The sequence below is a fragment of the Paraburkholderia sp. UCT70 genome (genome assembly GCF_050434085.1).
GTDB lineage: Bacteria > Pseudomonadota > Gammaproteobacteria > Burkholderiales > Burkholderiaceae > Paraburkholderia > Paraburkholderia tuberum.
Genome location: NZ_JBNPVZ010000004.1, coordinates 1,694,866 through 1,715,911, shown reverse-complemented (window position 1 = coordinate 1,715,911; position 21,046 = coordinate 1,694,866). Strand labels below are relative to the sequence as shown.

19 protein-coding genes and 1 pseudogene are annotated in these 21,046 nt (G+C 65.6%); 17 read left to right on the top strand and 3 right to left on the bottom strand.

What is annotated here, in order from left to right; all coding sequences use genetic code 11:
- Positions 1-208: 208 nt before the first annotated feature.
- The 9 genes from OKW41_RS33445 (at position 209) to ftsB (ending at position 11,421) form a co-directional block, all read left to right on the top strand.
- Complete coding sequence (locus OKW41_RS33445; protein ID WP_429450398.1) at positions 209-1,462, top strand: lipoprotein-releasing ABC transporter permease subunit; 1,254 nt, start codon at positions 209-211, stop codon at positions 1,460-1,462.
- A gap of 31 nt (positions 1,463-1,493) precedes the next feature.
- Positions 1,494-2,210 carry a lipoprotein-releasing ABC transporter ATP-binding protein LolD gene (gene lolD, locus OKW41_RS33440; protein ID WP_429575273.1) on the top strand — a complete coding sequence of 239 codons (717 nt, stop codon included), beginning with the start codon at positions 1,494-1,496 and terminating at the stop codon, positions 2,208-2,210.
- A gap of 44 nt (positions 2,211-2,254) precedes the next feature.
- On the top strand, positions 2,255-3,043 hold the full coding sequence (locus tag OKW41_RS33435; protein WP_184067570.1) for a TatD family hydrolase: 789 nt from the start codon (positions 2,255-2,257) through the stop codon (positions 3,041-3,043).
- A gap of 115 nt (positions 3,044-3,158) precedes the next feature.
- Positions 3,159-5,795, top strand: a complete 2,637-nt coding sequence (locus tag OKW41_RS33430; protein ID WP_429575272.1) for a DNA internalization-related competence protein ComEC/Rec2 — start codon at positions 3,159-3,161, stop codon at positions 5,793-5,795.
- Positions 5,796-5,911: 116 nt separating this feature from the next.
- Positions 5,912-6,715, top strand: coding sequence for an alpha/beta fold hydrolase (locus OKW41_RS33425; protein ID WP_429450394.1), 804 nt, complete (start codon positions 5,912-5,914; stop codon positions 6,713-6,715).
- Between the two features lie 142 nt (positions 6,716-6,857).
- The gene (locus tag OKW41_RS33420; protein WP_184022401.1) at positions 6,858-8,519 is read left to right on the top strand and encodes a CTP synthase; all 1,662 of its coding nucleotides are present in this window, start codon (positions 6,858-6,860) and stop codon (positions 8,517-8,519) included.
- Entirely contained in the window at positions 8,516-9,370 is an 855-nt protein-coding gene (gene kdsA / locus OKW41_RS33415; protein ID WP_429575271.1) for a 3-deoxy-8-phosphooctulonate synthase, read from the top strand. The genes OKW41_RS33420 and kdsA overlap by 4 nt, the downstream gene beginning before the upstream one ends.
- Before the next feature lie 215 nt (positions 9,371-9,585).
- The gene (gene eno / locus OKW41_RS33410) at positions 9,586-10,869 is read left to right on the top strand and encodes a phosphopyruvate hydratase (RefSeq protein ID WP_176108207.1); all 1,284 of its coding nucleotides are present in this window, start codon (positions 9,586-9,588) and stop codon (positions 10,867-10,869) included.
- Between the two features lie 114 nt (positions 10,870-10,983).
- On the top strand, positions 10,984-11,421 hold the full coding sequence (gene ftsB, locus OKW41_RS33405) for a cell division protein FtsB (RefSeq protein WP_090800763.1): 438 nt from the start codon (positions 10,984-10,986) through the stop codon (positions 11,419-11,421).
- Positions 11,422-11,516: 95 nt separating this feature from the next.
- Here ftsB and OKW41_RS33400 read toward each other — a convergent pair whose 3' ends face one another.
- The 3 genes from OKW41_RS33400 to OKW41_RS33390 form a co-directional block, all read right to left on the bottom strand.
- Positions 11,517-11,879, bottom strand: coding sequence for a hypothetical protein (locus OKW41_RS33400; RefSeq protein ID WP_429334813.1), 363 nt, complete (start codon positions 11,877-11,879; stop codon positions 11,517-11,519).
- Between the two features lie 198 nt (positions 11,880-12,077).
- On the bottom strand, positions 12,078-13,028 hold the full coding sequence (gene hslO / locus OKW41_RS33395; RefSeq protein ID WP_429450388.1) for an Hsp33 family molecular chaperone HslO: 951 nt from the start codon (positions 13,026-13,028) through the stop codon (positions 12,078-12,080).
- 63 nt (positions 13,029-13,091) lie between these two features.
- Positions 13,092-13,616, bottom strand: a complete 525-nt coding sequence (locus tag OKW41_RS33390; RefSeq protein WP_429575270.1) for a gamma carbonic anhydrase family protein — start codon at positions 13,614-13,616, stop codon at positions 13,092-13,094.
- Positions 13,617-13,896: 280 nt separating this feature from the next.
- Between OKW41_RS33390 and OKW41_RS33385 the strand changes: the two genes are divergently transcribed.
- The 8 genes and pseudogenes from OKW41_RS33385 (at position 13,897) to dapA (ending at position 21,036) form a co-directional block, all read left to right on the top strand.
- A complete protein-coding gene (locus OKW41_RS33385; protein ID WP_429575269.1) occupies positions 13,897-14,802 on the top strand; it encodes a ferritin-like domain-containing protein in 906 nt (301 codons plus the stop codon).
- A gap of 70 nt (positions 14,803-14,872) precedes the next feature.
- Positions 14,873-15,757 (top strand): alpha/beta fold hydrolase, encoded by an 885-nt coding sequence (locus OKW41_RS33380; RefSeq protein ID WP_429575268.1) that lies wholly within the window; start codon positions 14,873-14,875, stop codon positions 15,755-15,757.
- A 178-nt stretch (positions 15,758-15,935) separates the two neighbouring features.
- A complete protein-coding gene (locus OKW41_RS33375; protein ID WP_429575267.1) occupies positions 15,936-16,766 on the top strand; it encodes a 3',5'-nucleoside bisphosphate phosphatase in 831 nt (276 codons plus the stop codon).
- A 113-nt stretch (positions 16,767-16,879) separates the two neighbouring features.
- Positions 16,880-17,516 (top strand): annotated as a pseudogene (locus OKW41_RS33370) (L-threonylcarbamoyladenylate synthase).
- Between the two features lie 56 nt (positions 17,517-17,572).
- Positions 17,573-18,235 (top strand): site-2 protease family protein, encoded by a 663-nt coding sequence (locus OKW41_RS33365; RefSeq protein WP_429450381.1) that lies wholly within the window; start codon positions 17,573-17,575, stop codon positions 18,233-18,235.
- 6 nt (positions 18,236-18,241) lie between these two features.
- Positions 18,242-19,444 (top strand): tryptophan--tRNA ligase, encoded by a 1,203-nt coding sequence (locus OKW41_RS33360; RefSeq protein ID WP_429450380.1) that lies wholly within the window; start codon positions 18,242-18,244, stop codon positions 19,442-19,444.
- 28 nt (positions 19,445-19,472) lie between these two features.
- The gene (locus tag OKW41_RS33355) at positions 19,473-20,075 is read left to right on the top strand and encodes a methyltransferase domain-containing protein (protein WP_429450379.1); all 603 of its coding nucleotides are present in this window, start codon (positions 19,473-19,475) and stop codon (positions 20,073-20,075) included.
- Between the two features lie 43 nt (positions 20,076-20,118).
- Positions 20,119-21,036, top strand: a complete 918-nt coding sequence (dapA, locus tag OKW41_RS33350; RefSeq protein WP_429450378.1) for a 4-hydroxy-tetrahydrodipicolinate synthase — start codon at positions 20,119-20,121, stop codon at positions 21,034-21,036.
- The last annotated feature ends 10 nt before the right edge of the window (positions 21,037-21,046 follow it).

Genomic DNA, 21,046 nt, shown 5'->3' with positions numbered 1-21,046 from the left:
CAAACTTCGCGCTTGATCGCTGGAGCCGGCAGGGTGGCGCACCGCGGCGCCGCGCCTCCATGCGCCGGCAGAGCCGCACAGCGGCCGGGCGAGCGAGGAACGATCCGCGCCGCCGCGAGCCCAACGATCACGACGCTCGGGCCGCACGGCGGACGCTCGATGTCCGCCGGTCCCGACATACAGTCGAAGAACGCACAAAAGGATTCGCTTGAAATTTCCCTACGAATGGCAGATTGGCTGGCGCTACACACGCGCCGGCAAACGCACGACCGGTAACGGCTTCATTTCGTTCATCGCGCTGGTGTCGATGTCGGGCATCGCGCTTGGCGTCGCGGCGCTGATCGTGGTGTTGTCGGTGATGAACGGCTTTCAGAAAGAGGTGCGCGACCGCATGCTGTCGGTGCTCGCGCACGTCGAGATCTTTTCGCCGACCGGTTCGATGCCCGACTGGCAGCTGACCGCGAAGGAGGCGCGCCAGAACAGGCAGGTGATCGGCGCGGCGCCCTACGTCGAGGCCCAGGCGCTGCTGACGCGCCAGGACGCGGTGAGCGGCGTCGCGTTGCGTGGCATCGAGCCGACGCTCGAGCCTGAAGTGTCCGATATCGGCAAGGAAATGAAGGGCGGCAAGCTGGCCGACCTCGTGCCGGGCGACTTCGGCATCGTGCTCGGCGCCGATCTCGCGGCCAATCTCGGGGTGCAGCTGAACGACAAGATCACGCTCGTCGCGCCCGAAGGCACGATCACGCCGGCCGGCATGCTGCCGCGCCTGAAGCAGTTCACGGTGGTCGGCATCTTCGAGTCGGGCCATTACGAATACGACAGCACGCTCGCGCTGATCAACATCAAGGACGCACAGGCGCTGTTCCGGCTGCCCGCGCCGACCGGCGTACGGCTGCGCCTCACGGACATGCAGCGCGCGCCGGAAGTCGCGCATCAGCTCGCGCGCACGCTGTCGGGCGATCTGTACATCCGCGACTGGACCCAGCAGAACAAGACCTGGTTCTCGGCGGTGCAGATCGAGAAGCGCATGATGTTCATCATCCTGACGCTGATCATTGCGGTGGCCGCGTTCAATCTGGTGTCGTCGCTGGTGATGACGGTGACCAACAAGCAGGCCGATATCGCGATCCTGCGCACGCTCGGCGCGCAACCCGGCTCGATCATGAAGATCTTCGTCGTGCAGGGCGTGACGATCGGCTTCATCGGCACGGCGACCGGCGTCGCGCTCGGCTGCCTGATCGCGTGGAGCATTCCGTGGCTCGTGCCGATGATCGAGCATCTGCTCGGCGTGCAATTCCTGCCGCCGTCGGTGTACTTCATCAGCGAGCTGCCGTCCGAGCTGGTTCCGGCGGACGTCGCGCGCATCGGCATCATCGCGTTCGTGCTGTCGGCGCTCGCGACGCTCTATCCGAGCTGGCGCGGCGCGAAGGTCCGTCCGGCGGAGGCGCTGCGCTATGAATGACCGCCTCGTCCATCCCTCAACCGATTCATCCATGACCGCTCAGGACTCCGCGTCGCATCCGTTCGTGCTCGAAGCCACCGGCATTTCCAAATCGTTCGTCCAGGGCGGCCTGAACGTGCAGGTGCTCAACAATGCGCAACTCGCCGTGCGGCGCGGCGAGAAGCTCGCGATCGTCGGCGCGTCGGGCTCCGGCAAGAGCACTCTGCTGCACGTGCTCGGCGGTCTCGACGATCCGAGCGCGGGCCACGTGTCGGTGCTCGGCAAGCCGTTCACGAAGCTCTCCGAGCGCGAGCGCAACGACCTGCGCAATCGCGCGCTCGGTTTCGTGTATCAGTTTCACCATCTGCTGCCGGAGTTTTCCGCGCTCGATAACGTCGCGATGCCGCTGCGGATTCGTCGCGAGACGACCGAAGTCGCGCGCCGCGAGGCCATGGCGGTGCTGGAGCGCGTCGGCATGGGGCATCGCGCGAAGCATCGGCCGGGCGAGCTGTCGGGCGGCGAGCGTCAGCGTGTCGCGATCGCGCGTGCGCTCGTCACGAAGCCCACCTGCGTGCTCGCCGACGAGCCGACCGGTAACCTTGACGGCGGCACCGCCGACACGGTCTTCAACCTGATGCTCGAACTGTCGCGCACGCTCGAGACGAGCTTCGTGATCGTCACGCACGACCCGGAGCTGGCGGGCCGCTGTGATCGCATCATGCGGTTGCGCGACGGCGTGCTGCACGAAGAGCCGCCGGTGCCGGTCTGAGTGCGGGCCGCCTTCGGTCCGTCCTCTTGCCAGCGAGATAATCCATGTGGATCGACACGCACTGCCATCTCGACGCTTCGGAGTTCGACGCCGACCGTGATGCGGTTGCGGCGTCCGCGCGCCATGCGGGGGTGTCGCGCATCGTGATTCCGGCGATCGGGCGACAGAACTTCGCGGCGGTGCGCGAGCTCGCGCATCGCGTCGACGGCGGCGCGTACGCGCTCGGCATTCATCCGCTGTTCACGCCGCACGCCGTCGATGCCGACCTCGACCTGTTACGCATGGAGATCGAGGCGAGTCTCGACGATCCGCGCTTCGTCGGCATCGGCGAGATCGGGCTCGACTATTTCGTCGACGGCCTCGACGATGCGCGCCAGCAGTTTTTCTACAACGGCCAGTTGCAGCTCGCGCGCGAATTCGATTTGCCGGTCATCTGCCATGTGCGCAAATCGCAGGATCAGGTGATCAAAGGGCTGCGCCGGCATCAGATTCATCGCGGCATCGCGCACGCGTTCAATGGCAGTTTCCAGCAGGCGCAGGCATACATCGATCAGGGCATGCATCTTGGGTTCGGCGGCAACCTCACGTTCGAGCGCGCCCGGCAGATCCGGCGACTCGCCGAACAGCTGCCGTTCGATGCGCTGGTCGTCGAGACCGACGCGCCGGATATCGCGCCGTCGTGGATGTACAGGCAGCGCAATTCACCCGAGCAGATTCCGGCGATCGGCGCGAGCCTCGCGCGATTGCGCGGTGTCACTTCCGACGCAGCCGCCCTTGGCACAACGGCTAACGCGCTCGCCGCGCTGCCGCGACTCGCGCTTTCCTCTGCATAATCGATTCCGTTGATCGAAAGGGTTCGCGTCGGGCGATCCCCACGCCCGGCGGGCTCGCTGCTGCCCGTTCGCTGGCGCGGTGACGAGGCCCGGCGCCAGCGGATACGGAGGGCGGATGCGGGCGGTCTGGTGTGGATTTGCGTTGGGGGTGGTCTGGCTGCAGCGACAGGCCGTGTTGCCGGATACAGGCGGATGGTGCGCGTTGATACTGCTCGGCTGCACGGCGGCCGGCGTTGCGGTGTGGGGTTTGCGTGGCGGCGGAGCGGCTGCGGCGGGTGTGACAGGTGCGGCCGGTGCGGCGCTCCAGCGCGAACACGAGCGGGGCTTCTCGCACCGGCTCGCTAGCCGCGTATGGCGCGACGCTCGCATGCGGCGGGTGGCCGGTTGGGGCGCGGTGTGGTGCGCGGCGATCTGCGTCGGCTTCGGCTATGCGGCCGTGCGCGCGCAAACGCGGCTCGCGGTGAGCCTGCCGCATGAGTGGGAAGGGCGCGATATCGAGGTGGTCGGCACGATCAAGGGATTGCCGACGCGTGACGATAAAGGCGCGCGCTTCCTGTTCGACGTCGATACGAACGGTGCGCGGCTCGCCGCTTTTCCGCGCGTGATCCAGCTAGCCTGGATCGCGCGCGACGCCGCGGCGCCGCGGCTCGAACCGGGCGAACGCTGGCGTCTGACCGTGCGCCTGAAGCGCCCGCACGGCAACGCGAATTTCGGCGTGCGCGATGCAGAGGCAAGTCTGCTCGCGCGCAACGTCCGCGCGACCGGCTACGTGAGCGTGCCGGACCATGCGCGGCGCCTGACCGGTCACGCGCGCGGGCTCGCCGTGCTGGTCGACCGCTGGCGTGCCGGGTTGCGTGCGCGTATCGACACGGTGCTTGCCGATGCGCCGCATCGCGGCATCGTCGTCGCGCTCGCGATCGGCGCGCAGGACGAAGTGAGCCCCGCCGACTGGCAATTGATGCGTGGCACCGGCACGAGTCATCTGGTGGCGATTTCGGGCTTGCATCTCGGCTTGGTCGCGGGGCTGACCGGCTGGCTCGCGGCGGCAATCTGGCGACGTTCGGGGTGGCTCGGCCGCAACTGGCCGCTGCGCTTGCCCGCGCAGCTCGTCGGCGTGACGGCGGGTGCGATGTTCGCCGCACTGCATGCCGCGCTCGCGGGCTTCAACGTGCCAGCGCAACGCGCGCTGTGGATGGCCGCGCTCGTCGCGCTGGCGTTCGTCGGCGGCCGGCAGCTAGCGCGCTCCACGGTGCTCGCGTGGGCGCTCGGGCTCGTGCTGCTGGTCGATCCGTGGGCGGTCGTGTCGGCCGGATTCTGGCTGTCGTTTTGCGCAGTCGGCGCGATCCTGTTCGCGATGTCGGGGCGGCCGCGCGTGCGGGTTCCACTGGCGTCCCGTCATCATGAAGACGAGGAGGGCAGCGCGGCGCGTCCCGTATCGATCCGGCGTCTGCGCGTGCTCGCCGAACGGTTGCGCAGCGCCGCTCACGCGCAGTTCGCGGTGACGGTCGCGCTGGCGCCGCTGACCGCCTACTGGTTCGCGCAAATTCCGCTCGTCGGTCCGCTCGCGAACGCGTTCGCGATTCCCTGGGTGAGCCTGCTCGTCACGCCGACGGTGCTCGCGGGCGTCGCATTGCCCGCGCCGCTCGATGCGTTCGCGTGGCGCGCCGCGCACACGCTGCTCGACGGTCTCGCGGCCGGCCTGCAACTGGCGTCGGGACCGCGCTGGACGCTGTGGTGGCTGCCGCAGCCGAATGCGTGGGCGCTGGCCGCGGCGGCGCTCGGTGTGCTGTGGTGTCTCGCGCCGCGCGGCTGGCCACTGCGCTGGGCGGCGGCGCTGTCGTGGCTGCCGCTGCTGATGCCCAGCGCAAGCGGCGCACTCGCCGAGCCATCAGGCGCGTTCCGTCTGACCGCGCTCGATGTCGGGCAGGGCTCGTCGGTGCTCGTGCAGACCGCGCATCACGCGTTGCTGTTCGATGCGGGTCCCGGTCCGGAATCGAGCCACGCTGGCGAGCGCGTGGTGGTGCCGTTCCTGCGGGCGCAAGGCGTGACGACGCTCGATACGCTGATGATCAGTCACGCCGATTCGGATCATGCGGGCGGCGCCCCTGCCGTTTTTGATGCGATCGAGGTGCGTCAGCTGGTGGCTGCTCTGGAGCCGGACAATCCGCTGTGGCCGAAGGCAAAACAGCATGGCACGCAGACGCTGCCGTGCGTGGCGGGGCAGCGCTGGCAGTGGGATGGTGTTGAGTTTGCCGTGCTGTGGCCTGACGTCGGGGCACTCACGGGCAAGGCGAACGAGCATTGCTGCGTGTTGAGGGTCAGCACGTTGCCGCCCACCAACGCAAGCCAGGCGGCGTTCGTCGGTGCGAACGCGCCGCGTTTCACGGCCCTGCTGACCGCCGACATTGAAGCGCCGACCGAACGCGCGCTGCTCGCGCGCGATCCCGCCATGCTGCGCGCGCAAGTGTTGATGGTGCCGCATCATGGCAGCAAAACGTCGTCGACCGAGCCGTTCCTCGACTCTATCGATCCGTCCATCGCGTTATTTCAGGTAGGCTACGAGAATCGCTTTCATCATCCGAACGCGGGCGTGTTCGCGCGATACGCGGCGCGTCATATCGAACTCGGGCGCAGCGATCGCGATGGCGCCGTGAGGGTCGACGTCGATCCGCGCGCGCGCGGTGAGGAGGGCGCCGCGCTCACGCTCGAGCGCTATCGGGACACGCAGCGCCGCTACTGGATGGAGCCCTGAGCGCGTCGCGGCCCGATGCGCGCAACAGCGCAGACAACAGGCGCAAGCAGCGGTATAAGCAGCGGCACAGGCAAAGCACCGCCCACGCGTAAAAAACACAACGGAGATCGCCGCAGTTGAAAAACATCATCCATTTCTCGCATGCGAACGGCTTTCCGGCCTCGACTTACCGGACGATCTTCGCCGAGCTCTCCGACGACTACGACGTGCGCTCGATCGAGCGGATCGGCCATGATCCGCGCTTTCCGGTCACGCAGGACTGGCCCCATCTGGTCGAGCAACTGCTTGACGACATCGTCCGCAAGTACGAGCAGCCGGTGTGGCTCGTCGGGCATTCGCTCGGCGGTTATCTGTCGCTGATGGCGGCGCTGAAAAAGCCGCAGTGGGTGAGGGGCGTCGTGATGCTCGACTCGCCGGTTATCGCCGGCTGGCGCAGCAGCATGCTGCGCGTGTCGCAATGGACCGGGCTCGACGAGCGGCTGTCGCCCGCCGCCGCGACGCGCAAGCGGCGCAAGCAATGGACGAGCCGTGACGAAGCATGGCGGCACTTCCATTCGAAGCCCGCGTTCGCGCGCTGGGACGAGCGCATGCTGTCCGACTACATCGACTTCGGCATTCCGCAGAGTTCGCCCGACGGCACCCGGGTGCTCGCATTCGATCGTCGCACCGAATACCAGATCTACCGGACGCTGCCGCATACGCTCGGCGCGCGGCTCGCGCGCGGCGCGCCGGTGCCGGTCGGGTTCATCGCCGGGACACGCTCGAAGGAAATCCGCCAGGCCGGGCTCGACGCGACGCGACGCGCGACCGGCGGGCACATCGAGTGGATCGAGGGCAGCCATCTGTATCCGATGGAAAAGCCGATCGAAACCGCGCGCGCGGTGCAACGCATGCTGCGTGAGCTGGAGCGAACCGCCTGACGTGCTGCGCGCACGAAGCGGGCCCCAAACCGCTGCGCCGGCTGCCACGCGAGGCGGCCTCGGCACGCGTGGGTCGGCCGTTTTTTGCTGGGTCGGGACCATCCTTTACGGTATAATCCGTTTTTCCCGCGAGCATCCAGCGATGACCAAATATGTTTTCGTCACCGGCGGCGTAGTATCTTCCCTCGGCAAGGGTATTGCCGCCGCTTCCCTCGCCGCGATCCTCGAATCGCGCGGTCTTAAAGTCACCCTCCTCAAACTCGATCCCTACATCAACGTCGACCCCGGCACGATGAGCCCGTTTCAGCACGGCGAAGTGTTCGTGACGGAAGACGGAGCGGAAACCGACCTCGACCTCGGCCACTACGAGCGCTTCATCAGCACGAAGATGCGCAAGGCCAACAACTTCACCACGGGCCAGATCTACGAGTCGGTAATCCGCAAGGAACGCCGCGGCGATTATCTCGGCAAGACCGTGCAGGTCATCCCGCACATCACGAACGAAATCCAGGCATTCGTCGAGCGCGGCGCAGCGTCTGCGACGTGCGGCGAGCCGGATGTCGCGATCGTCGAAGTGGGTGGCACGGTGGGTGACATCGAATCGCTGCCGTTCCTCGAAGCCGCGCGCCAGATGAGCCTGCGCCTCGGCCGCAACAGCGCGTGCTTCGTGCACCTGACGCTGGTGCCCTGGGTCGCCACGGCCGGCGAACTCAAAACCAAGCCCACCCAGCACAGCGTGCAGAAGCTGCGCGAAATCGGCATTTCGCCGCACGTGCTGCTGTGCCGTGCCGACCGCCGCATTCCGGACGACGAGCGCGCGAAGATCTCGCTGTTCTCGAACGTGCCCGAAGACGCGGTGATTTCCGTGTGGGACGCGGACAGCATCTATAAGATTCCGCAGATGCTGCACGACCAGGGTCTCGACGCGATCATCTGCGAAGAGCTGAAGCTCACGCCGAAGGCGGCGGACCTCTCCATGTGGTCGGACCTCGTCGAGAAGCTGCAGAACCCGAAGCACGAAGTGACGATCGGCATGGTCGGCAAGTATGTCGATCTGACCGAGTCGTACAAGTCGCTGATCGAAGCGCTGCGTCATGCGTCGATGCATACGTCGACGCGCGTGAACATCGAGTACATCGACTCCGAAGAAATCGAAACGCAAGGCGTCGGGAGCCTCAAGCATCTCGACGCGGTGCTCGTGCCGGGCGGCTTCGGCCGTCGCGGCACCGAAGGCAAGATCGCCGCGATCCGTTATGCGCGCGAAGCGAAGGTGCCGTATCTCGGCATCTGCCTCGGCATGCAGCTCGCCGTGATCGAATTCGCCCGCGACGTCGTCGGCCTGAAGGACGCGAACAGCACCGAATTCGATCAGGAAACGAAGAACCGCGTGGTCGCGCTGATCACCGAATGGTACGACCGCGAAGGCCGCGTCGAGAAGCGTACCGAAGAGTCGGATCTCGGTGGCACGATGCGCCTCGGCTCGCAGCGCTGTCCGATCAAGCCCGGCACGCTCGCCGAAGAGATCTACGGCACCGATGTGAACGAACGCCATCGTCACCGTTATGAGGTGAATAACCGCTTCGTGCCCCAGCTCGAAGGCGGTGGCCTCATCATTAGCGCCCGTACCCCGAGCGAGGATTTGCCGGAAATGATGGAGCTGCCGCGCAGCATGCACCCGTGGTTCGTCGGCGTCCAGTTCCACCCTGAATTCACGTCTACGCCGCGTGACGGTCATCCGCTGTTCAAGTCGTTCGTCGAAGCGGCGCTCGCGCATCAGCAGTCGAGGGTCGAGGAGAAAGCATGAAACTGGGCGATTTCGACGTCGGGCTCGACAAGCCGTTTTTCCTGATCGCCGGTACCTGTGTCGTCGAATCCGAACAGATGACGATCGACACGGCCGGCCGCCTGAAGGAAATCTGCGCGAAGCTGAACATTCCGTTCATCTACAAATCGTCGTACGACAAGGCCAATCGCAGCAGCGGCAAGTCGTTTCGCGGTCTGGGCATGGACGAAGGTCTGCGCATCCTGTCGGAAGTGAAGCGCCAGCTCGGTCTGCCGGTGCTGACCGACGTGCACGCCGAACACGAGATCGAGCAGGTGGCGTCGGTCGTCGACGTGCTGCAAACGCCCGCGTTCCTGTGTCGTCAGACCGACTTCATCCACGCGTGCGCGCGCTCGGGCAAGCCGGTCAACATCAAGAAGGGCCAATTTCTCGCGCCGCACGACATGAAGAACGTGATCGACAAGGCGCGCGACGCCGCGCGTGAAGCGGGTCTGTCCGAAGACCGCTTCATGGCGTGCGAGCGCGGCGTGTCGTTCGGCTATAACAACCTTGTGTCGGACATGCGTTCGCTCGCGATCATGCGCGAGACCAACGCGCCGGTCGTGTTCGACGCGACGCATTCGGTGCAGTTGCCGGGCGGTCAGGGCACGAGCTCGGGCGGCCAGCGCGAATTCGTGCCGGTGCTCGCGCGCGCCGCGGTCGCGGTCGGCGTCGCTGGTCTGTTCATGGAAACGCACCCGAATCCGGCGCAAGCGAAGTCGGACGGGCCGAACGCGGTGCCGCTCAATCGCATGGCCGACCTGCTCGAGACGCTCGTCACGCTCGACCGGGCCGTCAAGCGCGGGTCGTTCCTCGAAAGCGATTTCAACTGATTCAGGTGTGCGCCGCGTGTCACGATTGCCCTCGATAATCGACCCGCGGCGTTTTCGCATAACGGTCGTCGAACGTATCGGCGCGCGAGCTGTCTGTCGGGGAGACCGACAGGTGCTTTGCATGGGACCGGAGTAGGCGCTAAAGCGCCAACTCCGGTTCGACAGCGCGATGCAAGGTCACAGTAAAGAATTCAACGTCATCCTTTGAGGAAACCATGAGTGCTATCGTAGACATCATCGGTCGAGAGATTCTCGATTCGCGAGGCAACCCCACCGTCGAATGCGACGTGCTGCTCGAGTCGGGCACGATGGGGCGCGCGGCCGTGCCGTCGGGCGCGTCGACCGGCTCGCGCGAAGCGATCGAACTGCGCGACGGCGAAGCCGGCCGCTACGGCGGCAAGGGTGTGCTGAAGGCCGTCGAGCACATCAACACGGAAATCTCCGAAGCGATCATGGGTCTCGACGCTTCCGAGCAGGCGTTCCTCGACAAGACGCTGCTCGAGCTCGACGGCACCGACAACAAGTCGCGCCTCGGCGCGAACGCGATGCTGGCCGTGTCGATGGCCGTCGCGAAGGCCGCGGCTGAGGAGGCCGGTCTGCCGCTGTACCGCTACTTCGGCGGCTCGGGCGCCATGCAACTGCCGGTGCCGATGATGAACATCGTCAACGGCGGCGCGCACGCGAACAACAGCCTGGACATCCAGGAATTCATGATCGTGCCGGTCAGCCAGCCGAGCTTCCGCGAAGCACTGCGTTGCGGCGCCGAAGTGTTCCACGCGCTGAAGAAGATCCTGTCGGACCGCGGCATGAGCACGGCAGTCGGCGACGAAGGCGGCTTCGCGCCGAACTTCGGCAGCAACGAGGAATGCCTGTCCACCATTTTGCAAGCCATCGAGAAAGCAGGCTATCGCGCCGGTGAAGACGTACTGCTCGCGCTCGACTGCGCGGCCAGCGAGTTCTACCACGACGGCAAATACCAGCTCGCGGGCGAAGGCCTGCAGCTGTCGTCGACGGAATTCGCGGACTACCTCGCGAACCTCGCCGACAAGTTCCCGATCGTGTCGATCGAAGACGGCATGCACGAAGGCGACTGGGAAGGCTGGAAGACGCTGACCGACAAGCTCGGCGACAAGGTCCAGCTGGTCGGCGACGACCTGTTCGTGACGAACACGCGCATCCTGAAGGAAGGCATCGAGAAGGGCATCGCGAACTCGATCCTGATCAAGATCAACCAGATCGGCACGCTGACGGAAACCTTCGCGGCGATCGAAATGGCCAAGCGCGCGGGCTACACGGCGGTGATTTCGCACCGTTCGGGCGAAACTGAAGACTCGACGATCGCGGACATCGCCGTCGGTCTGAACGCCGGTCAGATCAAGACAGGTTCGCTGTCGCGTTCCGACCGCATCTCGAAGTACAACCAGCTGCTGCGTATCGAGGAAGATCTCGGCGATATCGCGAGCTACCCGGGCAAGTCGGCCTTCTACAATCTGCGCTAAGCGGTCTTCGCCAGATTGTTCACGCCGATCGATGAGCCGGTTATCCTTCGTTTCTGATTGACCTCGCCGCCCTGCGTATAGCGCAGGGCGGCGCGTATTTATTGTGCTTACTTCATGCGGCTTGTCACTGCTGTCCTGATCGTTCTGCTGGCGTTGATCCAGTACCCGCTCTGGTGGGGGCACGGCGGCTGGCTGCGCGTGCATGAGTTGCAGGGACAACTCGCGCAGCAATTGCAGAAGAATGCCGACGCGAAGCTGCGCAACGAGCGCATCCAGGGCGAAGTGCAGGACCTGCAGAATGGCACGGCCGCGGTCGAAGAGCGGGCGCGCTACGAAATGGGCATGGTCAAGGACGGCGAAGTGTTCGTGCAGTTCGTGTCGCCGAACCAGCCGTTGCCGTTGGCGAATACACCGTCGGCGAACACCTCGACGCGCGGTGAGGTGTCGGCCGCGCCGCTGCATGTGGTGCCGAATCCGGAGTCGCGCGCGAAGCCGGATCGCAAGCATGGCGGGAAGGCAGCGGCTGCGAAGGAGAAGAAGCCGGTGCACTGAGGTTCGATATTTCGCATCAGCCTCGCAGGAAGGCGCAAAAAAAGCGCGGTTCATCTTGAACCGCGCTTTTTTGTTTTTATGCTGCCGTGTTCGCCCTACCAGCCCCAATACGGCCCGAACCCGACGCCAATCCCGGTTCCCCAGCCACGTCCCCAGCCGCCGCTCGAGAAGCCCGCGGAAAACCTCACGGGCGGCGAACGCGAGTAATAGCGCGACCAGGCTTGCGCGGCGGCGTCCGCGGCCATCGTCTGATTCTGTTCGAACATGACCTGTTGCTCGATCGCGTCATAGCGCGCGCGTTCCTCCGGTGTCAGCGTCTGCGTATGACTGATGGCTTCGGCTTGATCGGGCGGCAGACGACTCAGAATCGGCGCTGGGCCAGGCGGATCGATCGAGCAGCCGGCCAGCACCGCGCTGCCCGTGAGGACGGCAAGGATCAACGAAAGCGTGTGCTTCATGGTCGAATCTCCATCGGTCCGAGGCTCGAGCAAGCGTCTTCCAACGCGCAGCGCCGCATCCTTCCAAAGTATCAACGCCGCGCTCAAAAGCAACGCGCCGCCCGAGCCGTGACGAGGCATGGGGCGGCGCGGTCAGGACTTGCGTTGAAGAGCACGATCAGTTCACGGGCACGTACTCCGCTTCGGCGAAAGCGCGGTCTAGTGCCGCTGCGCGGCCGCCGGCGTCACACCTTGTGAGAGTCCGCCGGCCACGAAAAGTTGCGCGACGTCGACCGGGTCGAACTCGTAGCGCTGATTACAAAACTCGCAGTGAATCTCGACGTGGCCGCGTTCCTCGATCACGCTGTCGACTTCATCGCGGCCAAGCATCTTCAGCATCGCGCCGACTTTTTCGCGCGAGCACGTGCATTCGAAGCGCGCGGTAACCGGCTCGAAATGCTGGACGTTTTCCTGCCAGAACAGGCGTCGGAACACCGTCTCAGGTTCTTCCTTCAGCAGCTCGTCGTGCGACAGCGTGCCGCCGAGCGTGCACACGCGTTCCCACGTATCCGCGTCGAGCTCGCCCGGATGTGGGACGATGCCGCCGTCGCCCGGCAGTTTCTGCAGCAGCATGCCGACCGCGCGCTCGGTGTTCGCCGCGAGCCACATGCGCGTGTCGAGCTGCTCGGAGTGATGCATATAGTGCTCGAGCACCTCGGCAATCGACTTCAGCGCTCCGTTCACGCCTGACAGCGGAACGATACTCTGGTACGGCTGCTGGCCGGGCCGCTTGTCGGTCGGGTCGAGCGTGATCACGCAGCGGCCGTGGCCGCTCGCGTTCACCAGATCGATGAGCGAGGTCGTGTCGTCGATCGTATGGGGGGCTTCGCCGGACAGCTTCGCGGTGGCGCGCATCGTCAGGTTCGAGCTGCACTGCACGACCAGCATCTTGACCGGGCCATCGCCGAAAATCTGCATGACGAGCGTGCCGTCGAACTTCAGGTTCGCCGACAGCAGCGCGCACGCGGCCATCATTTCGCCCAGAATCGTTCGCACGGGCGCCGGATAATCGCGGCGCGTCAGCACGTCCTGCCAGGTATTGCGCAGGGAAACGATTTCGCCGCGCACCGGCGCCGCGCTGAACATGAATTTTTGCAACTGGTCGCTCACAACTTTTCCTCGCTGGAATGACGCGGCATGACGCCGCGCCTTTGCGCACCGCGCGCCGGCCGTCTAGCCGATGCGTACGAGCTGCGCCTTGAAATACTCGCGGCGCCCGGCATAGCTTGCCGCGCCGCGCTGCATGTTGGCGATATCCGCTTCCGTCAGTTCGCGCACCGCCTTCGCGGGCGCGCCGAGGATCAGCGTATTGTCGGCAAACACCTTGCCCTCGGTGACGATGGCGCCCGCTCCGACCAGACAGTTGCGGCCGATCACCGCGCCATTCAAGACCACCGCCTGAATTCCGATCAACGCGCCTTCCTTGATCGTGCAGCCGTGCAGCATCGCCTGATGGCCGATCGTCACGTTCGACTCGATCGTCAGCGGATAGCCGGGGTCGGTGTGCAGCACCGCGCTTTCCTGCACGTTGCTGCCGGCGCCGATCGTGATCGGCTCGTTGTCGCCGCGCAGTGTCGCGCCGAACCACACGCTCGCGTTCTCCTCGAGCGTTACGTTGCCGATGATGTTCGCCGAATCCGCGACGAACACGCTTTCATGGATGATCGGGGCGGCTTCGCCCAGCTTGTAAATCGTCACAATGTCTCCTTGTTTGGTCAGAGCCGGGCCTTCGGTGACTCCGATCCTGTGCACGATGATGGTCTGCTCGGTTGCCACGCATGGGCGGGGCGGCGCGCAGCCGGCGCGGTGCGAGGTTGGCGGTCTTGCGTCGCCAACTGACGGGCGTACCCGAAAGCGCGCCGGTTGGTCGAATCGGGTATTGTAAACGGTTGTGTGCTTGAGCCGCTTGGCCGCTCGCGCGCGGCTCAGCCGCCGTCGGTCCGCCGTCTTTACCGCTTCCAACGCCGATCCGTTTGTCATGACGTCCGCCGCTTCGCCCGTTTCTGTCGCTTCTCCCGCATCGAATTCTCACGACGAGCCGCCGTGCGCGCGCCGCGCCGCGCTCGCCGCGTTGCGCGAGCGGGATCCGGCCGCGAAGGCCGCGGTGGCCCGCGAGCTGTACGCTGCGGTACTCGACGGTCGCGCGCTCTGTGACTCCGGCCTCGATCTCGCCGAGCCCGCTGGCCTGCCGGGCCGCCCCGAACGGCCCGAACTGGTCGAACCGCGCCAACTCGGTCGACGCAGCATGCAGTCGCCGCAGGGCCGCGCGGTGCTGCTCCACGCGCTCGCGCACATCGAGTTCAATGCGATCAATCTGGCGCTCGACGCCGTCTGGCGTTTCCCCGGCATGCCCGCCGGGTTCTATACCGACTGGCTCAAAGTCGCCGCCGAAGAGGCGTATCACTACTCGCTGCTCGCCGCGCGTCTCGCCGAATATGGCCACGCGTACGGCGACTTCCCGGCGCACGGCGGCCTATGGGACATGTGCGAGCGCACCCGTGGCGACGTGCTTGCGCGCATGGCGCTCGTGCCGCGTACGCTCGAAGCGCGCGGCCTCGACGCGTCGCCGCCGATCCGCGCGCGTCTGCAGCAGGCCGGCGATCACGCGTCGGCGGCGATTCTCGACGTGATCCTGCGCGATGAAATCGGCCACGTGCTGATCGGCAACCGCTGGTTTCGTCACCTGTGCGACGCGGACGGCCTCGATCCGCACCACACCTATCTGCGTCTCGCCGACCAGTATCACGCGCCGAAACTGCGTGGCCCGTTCAATTTCGAAGCGCGCCGCGACGCTGGTTTCGACGATGCCGAACTCGCCGCGCTCGCGAGTCAGGATGCGCAGCAAGCCATGCAGGCAACGGACGACCCAGCATCGCGTCAATAAACCGTTACCACTTCTTGCGCCGCAGTTCCTATAATCGAACGACCATTCTTTTTTTACGGGTGCGCCGTTCATGAATACATCCCGCTCTGAGTTCGCTGCCGCGCGCGGCGTCCGGCTGCACGTGCGGCGCTGGGGCCATCCCGATGCGCGGATACTGTTCATGCTGCACGGCTGGATGGACGTCGGCGCGTCGTTCCAGTTCGTCGTCGATGCGCTCGGTGGCGACTGGCAGGTGATCGCGCCCGACATGCGCGGCTTCGGTCTGTCCGACTGGCCGGTCGCCGAGCGCGGCGGCGGCAGCTACTGGGTGCAGGACTATCTCGGCGATCTCGACGCGCTGATCGACCACTACGCGCCCGACGGCCAGGTCAACCTCGTCGGTCACAGCATGGGCGCGAACGTCGTGTGCCTGTATGCGGGCGTGCGGCCGCAGCGGGTACGGCGCGTGGTCGATCTGGAAGGCTTCGGGCTCGCGCCATCGCATCCGGCGCAGGCGCCGAAGCGCCTGCTCAATTGGCTCGACGAATTGCGCGATCCACCGCAGCTCAAGCGCTACGCGTCGCTCGACGAGGTCGCCGCTCGCCTGATCAACACCAATCCGCGCCTCGATCCGCGGCGTGCGCAGTTTCTCGCGCAGCACTGGTCGAAGCCGGATGGCGAAGGGCGCTTCATGCTGCTCGCCGATCCGGCGCACAAGGTCCGCGGCCCGACGCTGTATCGCCTCGACGAGGTGATGGCGGTGTGGCGTAAGGTCAGCGCGAAGGTGCTGCACGTCGAGGCCGCCGGCTCGCCGACGCTCGCGCAGATCGCCGGCGACATTCCGGTCGCCGATTTCAAGGCGCGTTTCCAGGCGTTTCCCGATTGGCGCGAGAAGATCATCGACGGCGCGGGGCACATGGTGCATCACGACCAGCCGGAGCAGATCGCCGCGTTGATCGAGGGGTTCTGCGCCTGACACCGCGCCTGAAGCTACGTTTGAAACGGCGCTAGTGGGTCACCCGGAGGTCGCGGGATCGGCGCTGACTGGTCTTGACCTCGCGGCACGCCGGCAACCGGCACTGGCGTCGCGAGATACCCCTGCGGCCCCTTACTGCATTGCAGTAAAATGACCGCAGAACCCTTCCAGGACTACGATGAACGCCGATCTTCACTGCCACTCCACCGTTTCCGACGGCCAGTTCGCGCCGGCTGACGTCGCGCGCCGCGCGCACGCTAACGGCGTGACACTGTGGGCGCTCACCGATCACGACGAAGTGTGCGGCCAGCACGAGGCGCGCACCGCGGCCGAGGCTCTCGGCATGGATTACCTGAGCGGCGTCGAGATTTCGGTCACGTGGGCGGGGCGCACCGTGCACATCGTCGGACTCGGCATCGATCCGGGCAGCCAGATCCTGATCGACGGTCTCGCCCGCACGCGCGACGGCCGCGCCGCGCGCGCCGAAGCAATCGGCGAGCAACTGGCCACGCTCGGCATTCCAGACGCGTACGAGGGCGCGCTGCATTACGTGTCGAATCCCGACATGATGTCGCGCACGCATTTCGCGCGCTTCCTGGTCGAGCACGGCCACTGCACAAACACCCAGGAAGTGTTCGACCGCTATCTCGGCGACGGCAAGCCGGCTTACGTCGCGCACCGCTGGGCCAAGCTCGCCGACGCACTCGGCTGGATCCAGGCCGCGGGCGGCGTCGCGATCGTCGCGCATCCCGGTCGTTACGCGTATTCGCAACTCGAATTCGACGCGTTCTTTGGCGAATTCATCGACCTCGGCGGCGAGGCGATCGAGGTCGTGACCGGCAGCCACACGCCCGACCAGTACCGCGAATTTGCGGACGTCGCGCGTCGCTATGGCTTCGAGGCCTCGCGTGGTTCCGACTTCCATGCGCCTGGCGAAGGCCGCATCGAACTCGGTGCACTGCCGCCGCTACCCGCCGATCTGAAGCCCGTTTGGGAACGCTGGCTGTGACCGCGCGCCGTGCCGGAGCGGCACGGCGCGCGCGCGGGCCGACTGGATAGGGCACGCGCTCTGCTCGCCGCAGCCCATCCGCCGCAGTTCGTCTGCCGCCATCGTGAGTCTCCATGTCCCAATACTTTCGGCTTCACCCCGACAATCCGCAACCGCGTCTCGTCAAGCAGGCCGTGCAGATCATCAACGGCGGGCGGCGTGGTCGCCTTGCCGACCGATTCGACCTACGCGCTCGCCTGCCGTCTCGACGACAAGGATGCGGTCGAACGCCTGCGGCGCATCCGCGGACTCGACGAAAAGCAACTACTGTCGCTGCTCGTGCGTGATCTGTCGGAGCTCGCCAATTTTGCTATGGTGGACAACTGGCAGTACAGGCTGCTTAAGTCGGTGACCCCGGGTCCGTACGTGTTCGTGTTGCAGGCCACCAAGGAAGTGCCGCGGCGCGTGTCACATCCGTCGCGCAAGACGATCGGCCTACGTGTGCCGGATCACGCGATCACGCTCGCGATTCTCGAGGAGCTCGGCCAGCCGCTGCTCGGCTCGACACTGATCATGCCCGGCGAAACCGAGCCGCTGAACGACCCCGAGGAAATCCGCGCGCGGCTCGAAAAGCAGCTCGATCTGGTGATCGACGGCGGCGCGTGCGTGTGCGAGCCGTCCACCGTAATCGATCTGAGCGGCTCGGAGCCGGTGCTGGTGCGGGCAGGGCGCGGCCCGCTCGAGCCGTTCGGTCTCGAGGAAACGGCGTGAGCGTCGTGAGCGAAAGCGGACAGACACGCGCGAGCGCATTGTTACAATAGCGAGCTATGGATTCTTCCCTGATACAGACAATTGCGGTGTACGCGCTGCCGGTGATCTTCGCGATTACGCTGCACGAGGCTGCGCACGGCTACGTCGCGCGCTGGCTCGGCGACAACACCGCGTACGTGCTCGGCCGCGTGTCGCTGAACCCGATGCGGCACATCGATCCGCTCGGCACGATCGCCATTCCGCTGCTGCTGTACTTCGCGACGAGCGGCGCGTTCATGTTCGGCTATGCGAAGCCGGTGCCGGTCGCGTTCGGCAATCTGCGCAACCCGCGCTGGGGCAGCCTATGGGTCGCGGCGGCCGGGCCCGTGTGCAATTTCATCCAGGCGCTGTTCTGGGGCGTGTTCGGCGTTGCGCTCGCGGTGTTCAATGTCAACGAACCGTTTTTCACGCGCATGGCGGGCGCGGGCGTCGGCGTCAATCTCGTGCTCGGCGTGCTGAACCTGTTTCCGCTGCCGCCGCTCGATGGCGGCCGCGTGGTGATGGCCCTGTTGCCGCCGAAGCAATCGATCGCGTTGTCGCGGCTCGAGCCGTACGGCTTTTTCATCGTGATGGCGCTGGTGATGACGGGTACGCTCACGCGTTTCTGGTTGAGGCCACTCGTGACGCTAGGCTATAGCGCGATCACCGCAATTCTGACTCCACTTGTTTCGCTTTTCTAAATAACCATGTTCCCAGACCGTATCTTCTCCGGCATGCGGCCCACCGGGTCGCTGCACCTCGGCCACTATCACGGTGTGCTGAAAAACTGGGTGCGGCTGCAGTCCGAATACCCGTGCTTCTTCTGCGTGGTCGACTGGCACGCACTGACGACGCACTACGAAACGCCCGAAGTGATCGAAAAGAACGTGTGGGACGTGCTGATCGACTGGCTCGCTTCCGGCATCGATCCGGCGCAGGCGACGCTGTTCATCCAGAGCAAGGTGCCCGAGCATGCCGAGCTGGCGCTGCTGCTCGGCATGAGCACGCCGCTCGGCTGGCTCGAACGCGTGCCGACCTACAAGGAGCAGATGGAAAAGCTGAAGGACAAGGACCTGTCCACCTACGGCTTCCTCGGCTATCCGGTGCTGATGGCGGCGGACATTCTGCTGTATCGCGGCTCGCTCGTGCCGGTCGGTGAAGACCAGGTGCCGCACGTCGAGATGACGCGCGAAATCGCCCGTCGTTTCAACTACCTGTACGGCCGTGAGCCGGGCTTCGATGAGAAGGCGAACGAAGCCGCGAAGAAGCTCGGCGGCAAGCGCTCGAAGCTGTATCACGAGTTGCGCAACGCGTATCAGCAGGAAGGCGACGACGAAGCGCTCGAACGCGCGCGGGCGATGCTGCAGGAATCGCAAAGCCTGTCGATGAGCGATCGCGAGCGCCTGTTCGGCTATCTCGAAGGTTCGCGCAAGATCATCCTCGTCGAGCCGCAGGCGATGCTGACCGAGGCGTCGCGCATGCCGGGTCTCGACGGCCAGAAGATGTCGAAGTCGTACGGCAACACGATCGGCCTGCGCGAAGACGCGGAAACCATCACGAAGAAGGTCCGCACGATGCCGACCGACCCCGCGCGCGTGCGCCGCACCGATCCGGGGGATCCCGACAAGTGCCCGGTGTGGCAGTTGCATCAGGTCTATACCGACGAAGCGACCCACGAGTGGGTGCAGAAGGGCTGCCGCTCAGCAGGCATCGGTTGCCTCGATTGCAAGCAGCCGGTCGTCGAAGGGATTCTGCGCGAGCAGCAGCCGATGCTCGAACGCGCGCAGAAGTACATGGACGACCCGTCGCTGTTGCGCGCGATCGTCGCCGATGGCTGCGACAAGGCACGCCGGTTCGCGACCGAAACGATGCGCGACGTCCGTGAGGCGATGGGGCTGTTGTACAACTGATGCGCACCCGACGCACCGCGGTGCAGCGATGAGCACGCCCGTTACCAGTGGTTTGCATGGCCTCGGTGAACCGTCGCGCTGGGTGCGTCACTGGGCGCACCTGATCGCGCCGGGCGGCTCGGTGCTCGACGTCGCGTCGGGGGCCGGGCGGCATGCGCGCTTTTTTGCGTCGCTCGGCCATCCGGTCACCGCGATCGATCGCGACGCGGCTGCTCTCGACCTGCTGCGCGCCGCGCCGCTCGTCACACCTCTCGTGGCCGATCTCGAAGGCGCGACGTGGCCACTACCGGCCGATGCGGTGTTCGCCGCCGTCGTGGTCACCAACTACCTGCACCGGCCGCTTTTTCCGCAGTTGCTGCGCGCGCTCGCGCCCGGCGGCGTACTGGTTTACGAGACCTTCGCGCAAGGAAACGAAAGCGTCGGCAAACCCTCCAATCCGGCCTTTTTGCTCGCGCCTGGCGAACTGCTCGACACCGTGCGGGGCCACCTGCGGGTGATCGCATTTCAGGACGGATTTCTCGCCGAGCCGCGTCCGGCCTACGTTCAGCGCATCTGCGCGGTTCGGGAAACGGCCCGGGCGCATGATCCCGCACGGGCAACAGCGCCACCTTGTTACGAGTTGGCTGGCTAATCCGCTACAATCGCGGTTTACCTGATCATATTCATGGCGTTTCATGACTAACGGCAACCACAGCGGTCACCAGGACGGCGTTCAGATCCGCGGCAGCATTCCTGCCATCATCACTCCGATGCTCGAAGACGGCAGCCTCGATCTGCCGGCGTTTCGCAAACTGATCGACTGGCACGTCGAGGAAGGCACGAATGCGCTCGTCGTGGTCGGCACGAGCGGCGAGTCGGCCACGCTGTCGGTCGAAGAACACGTGCTGATGGTCAAGACCGCGGTCGAGCACACCGCTGGACGCATTCCTGTCATCGCGGGCGCGGGTGCCAATTCCACCGTTGAGGCGATCGAACTCACGCAACACGCGAAGGACGTCGGCGCGGATGCCACGCTGCAGGTCGTGCCGTACTACAACAAGCCGACCCAGGAAGGCATCTACCGCCATTTCGCGAAGATCGCCGAAACCGTCGATCTGCCAGTGATTCTGTACAACGTGCCGGGCCGCACCGTCGCCGACATGAGCAACGAGACCATCCTGCGCTGCGCGCAGGTGCCGGGCATCGTCGGCGTGAAGGAGGCCACGGGCAACATCGACCGCGCCGCGCATCTGATCAAGTCGGCGCCGGCGCATTTCGGCATCTATAGCGGCGACGACCCCACCGCGATCGCGCTGATGCTGCTCGGCGGTCACGGCAATATTTCGGTCACCGCGAACGTCGCGCCGCGCGCAATGAGCGAACTGTGCAAGGCCGCGCTCGCCGCGGACGTGAAGACCGCGCGCCACATTCATCTGAAACTCCTGTCACTGCACAAGTACCTGTTTGCCGAAGCGAATCCGATTCCGGCGAAGTGGGCGCTGCAGCAACTGGGGCGTGTGCAGGGCGGCATCCGCCTGCCGCTCACGCCGCTCGACGCGCAATACCACGAAGTGGTGCGCGGCGCGCTGCGCGAAGCGGGCCTGCTCGGCTGAACGGGCCGAC

What these genes read in the sequence shown, in the direction of transcription:
- lolD (WP_429575273.1), top strand. Translation starts at nt 1,494, where the DNA reads ATGACCGCTCAGGACTCCGCGTCGCATCCGTTCGTGCTCGAAGCCACC.
- OKW41_RS33435 (WP_184067570.1), top strand. Translation starts at nt 2,255, where the DNA reads ATGTGGATCGACACGCACTGCCATCTCGACGCTTCGGAGTTCGACGCC.
- OKW41_RS33430 (WP_429575272.1), top strand. Translation starts at nt 3,159, where the DNA reads ATGCGGGCGGTCTGGTGTGGATTTGCGTTGGGGGTGGTCTGGCTGCAG.
- OKW41_RS33420 (WP_184022401.1), top strand. Translation starts at nt 6,858, where the DNA reads ATGACCAAATATGTTTTCGTCACCGGCGGCGTAGTATCTTCCCTCGGC.
- kdsA (WP_429575271.1), top strand. Translation starts at nt 8,516, where the DNA reads ATGAAACTGGGCGATTTCGACGTCGGGCTCGACAAGCCGTTTTTCCTG.
- eno (WP_176108207.1), top strand. Translation starts at nt 9,586, where the DNA reads ATGAGTGCTATCGTAGACATCATCGGTCGAGAGATTCTCGATTCGCGA.
- ftsB (WP_090800763.1), top strand. Translation starts at nt 10,984, where the DNA reads ATGCGGCTTGTCACTGCTGTCCTGATCGTTCTGCTGGCGTTGATCCAG.
- OKW41_RS33400 (WP_429334813.1), bottom strand. Translation starts at nt 11,879, where the DNA reads ATGAAGCACACGCTTTCGTTGATCCTTGCCGTCCTCACGGGCAGCGCG.
- OKW41_RS33385 (WP_429575269.1), top strand. Translation starts at nt 13,897, where the DNA reads ATGACGTCCGCCGCTTCGCCCGTTTCTGTCGCTTCTCCCGCATCGAAT.
- OKW41_RS33380 (WP_429575268.1), top strand. Translation starts at nt 14,873, where the DNA reads ATGAATACATCCCGCTCTGAGTTCGCTGCCGCGCGCGGCGTCCGGCTG.
- OKW41_RS33375 (WP_429575267.1), top strand. Translation starts at nt 15,936, where the DNA reads ATGAACGCCGATCTTCACTGCCACTCCACCGTTTCCGACGGCCAGTTC.
- OKW41_RS33365 (WP_429450381.1), top strand. Translation starts at nt 17,573, where the DNA reads ATGGATTCTTCCCTGATACAGACAATTGCGGTGTACGCGCTGCCGGTG.
- OKW41_RS33360 (WP_429450380.1), top strand. Translation starts at nt 18,242, where the DNA reads ATGTTCCCAGACCGTATCTTCTCCGGCATGCGGCCCACCGGGTCGCTG.
- OKW41_RS33355 (WP_429450379.1), top strand. Translation starts at nt 19,473, where the DNA reads ATGAGCACGCCCGTTACCAGTGGTTTGCATGGCCTCGGTGAACCGTCG.
- dapA (WP_429450378.1), top strand. Translation starts at nt 20,119, where the DNA reads ATGACTAACGGCAACCACAGCGGTCACCAGGACGGCGTTCAGATCCGC.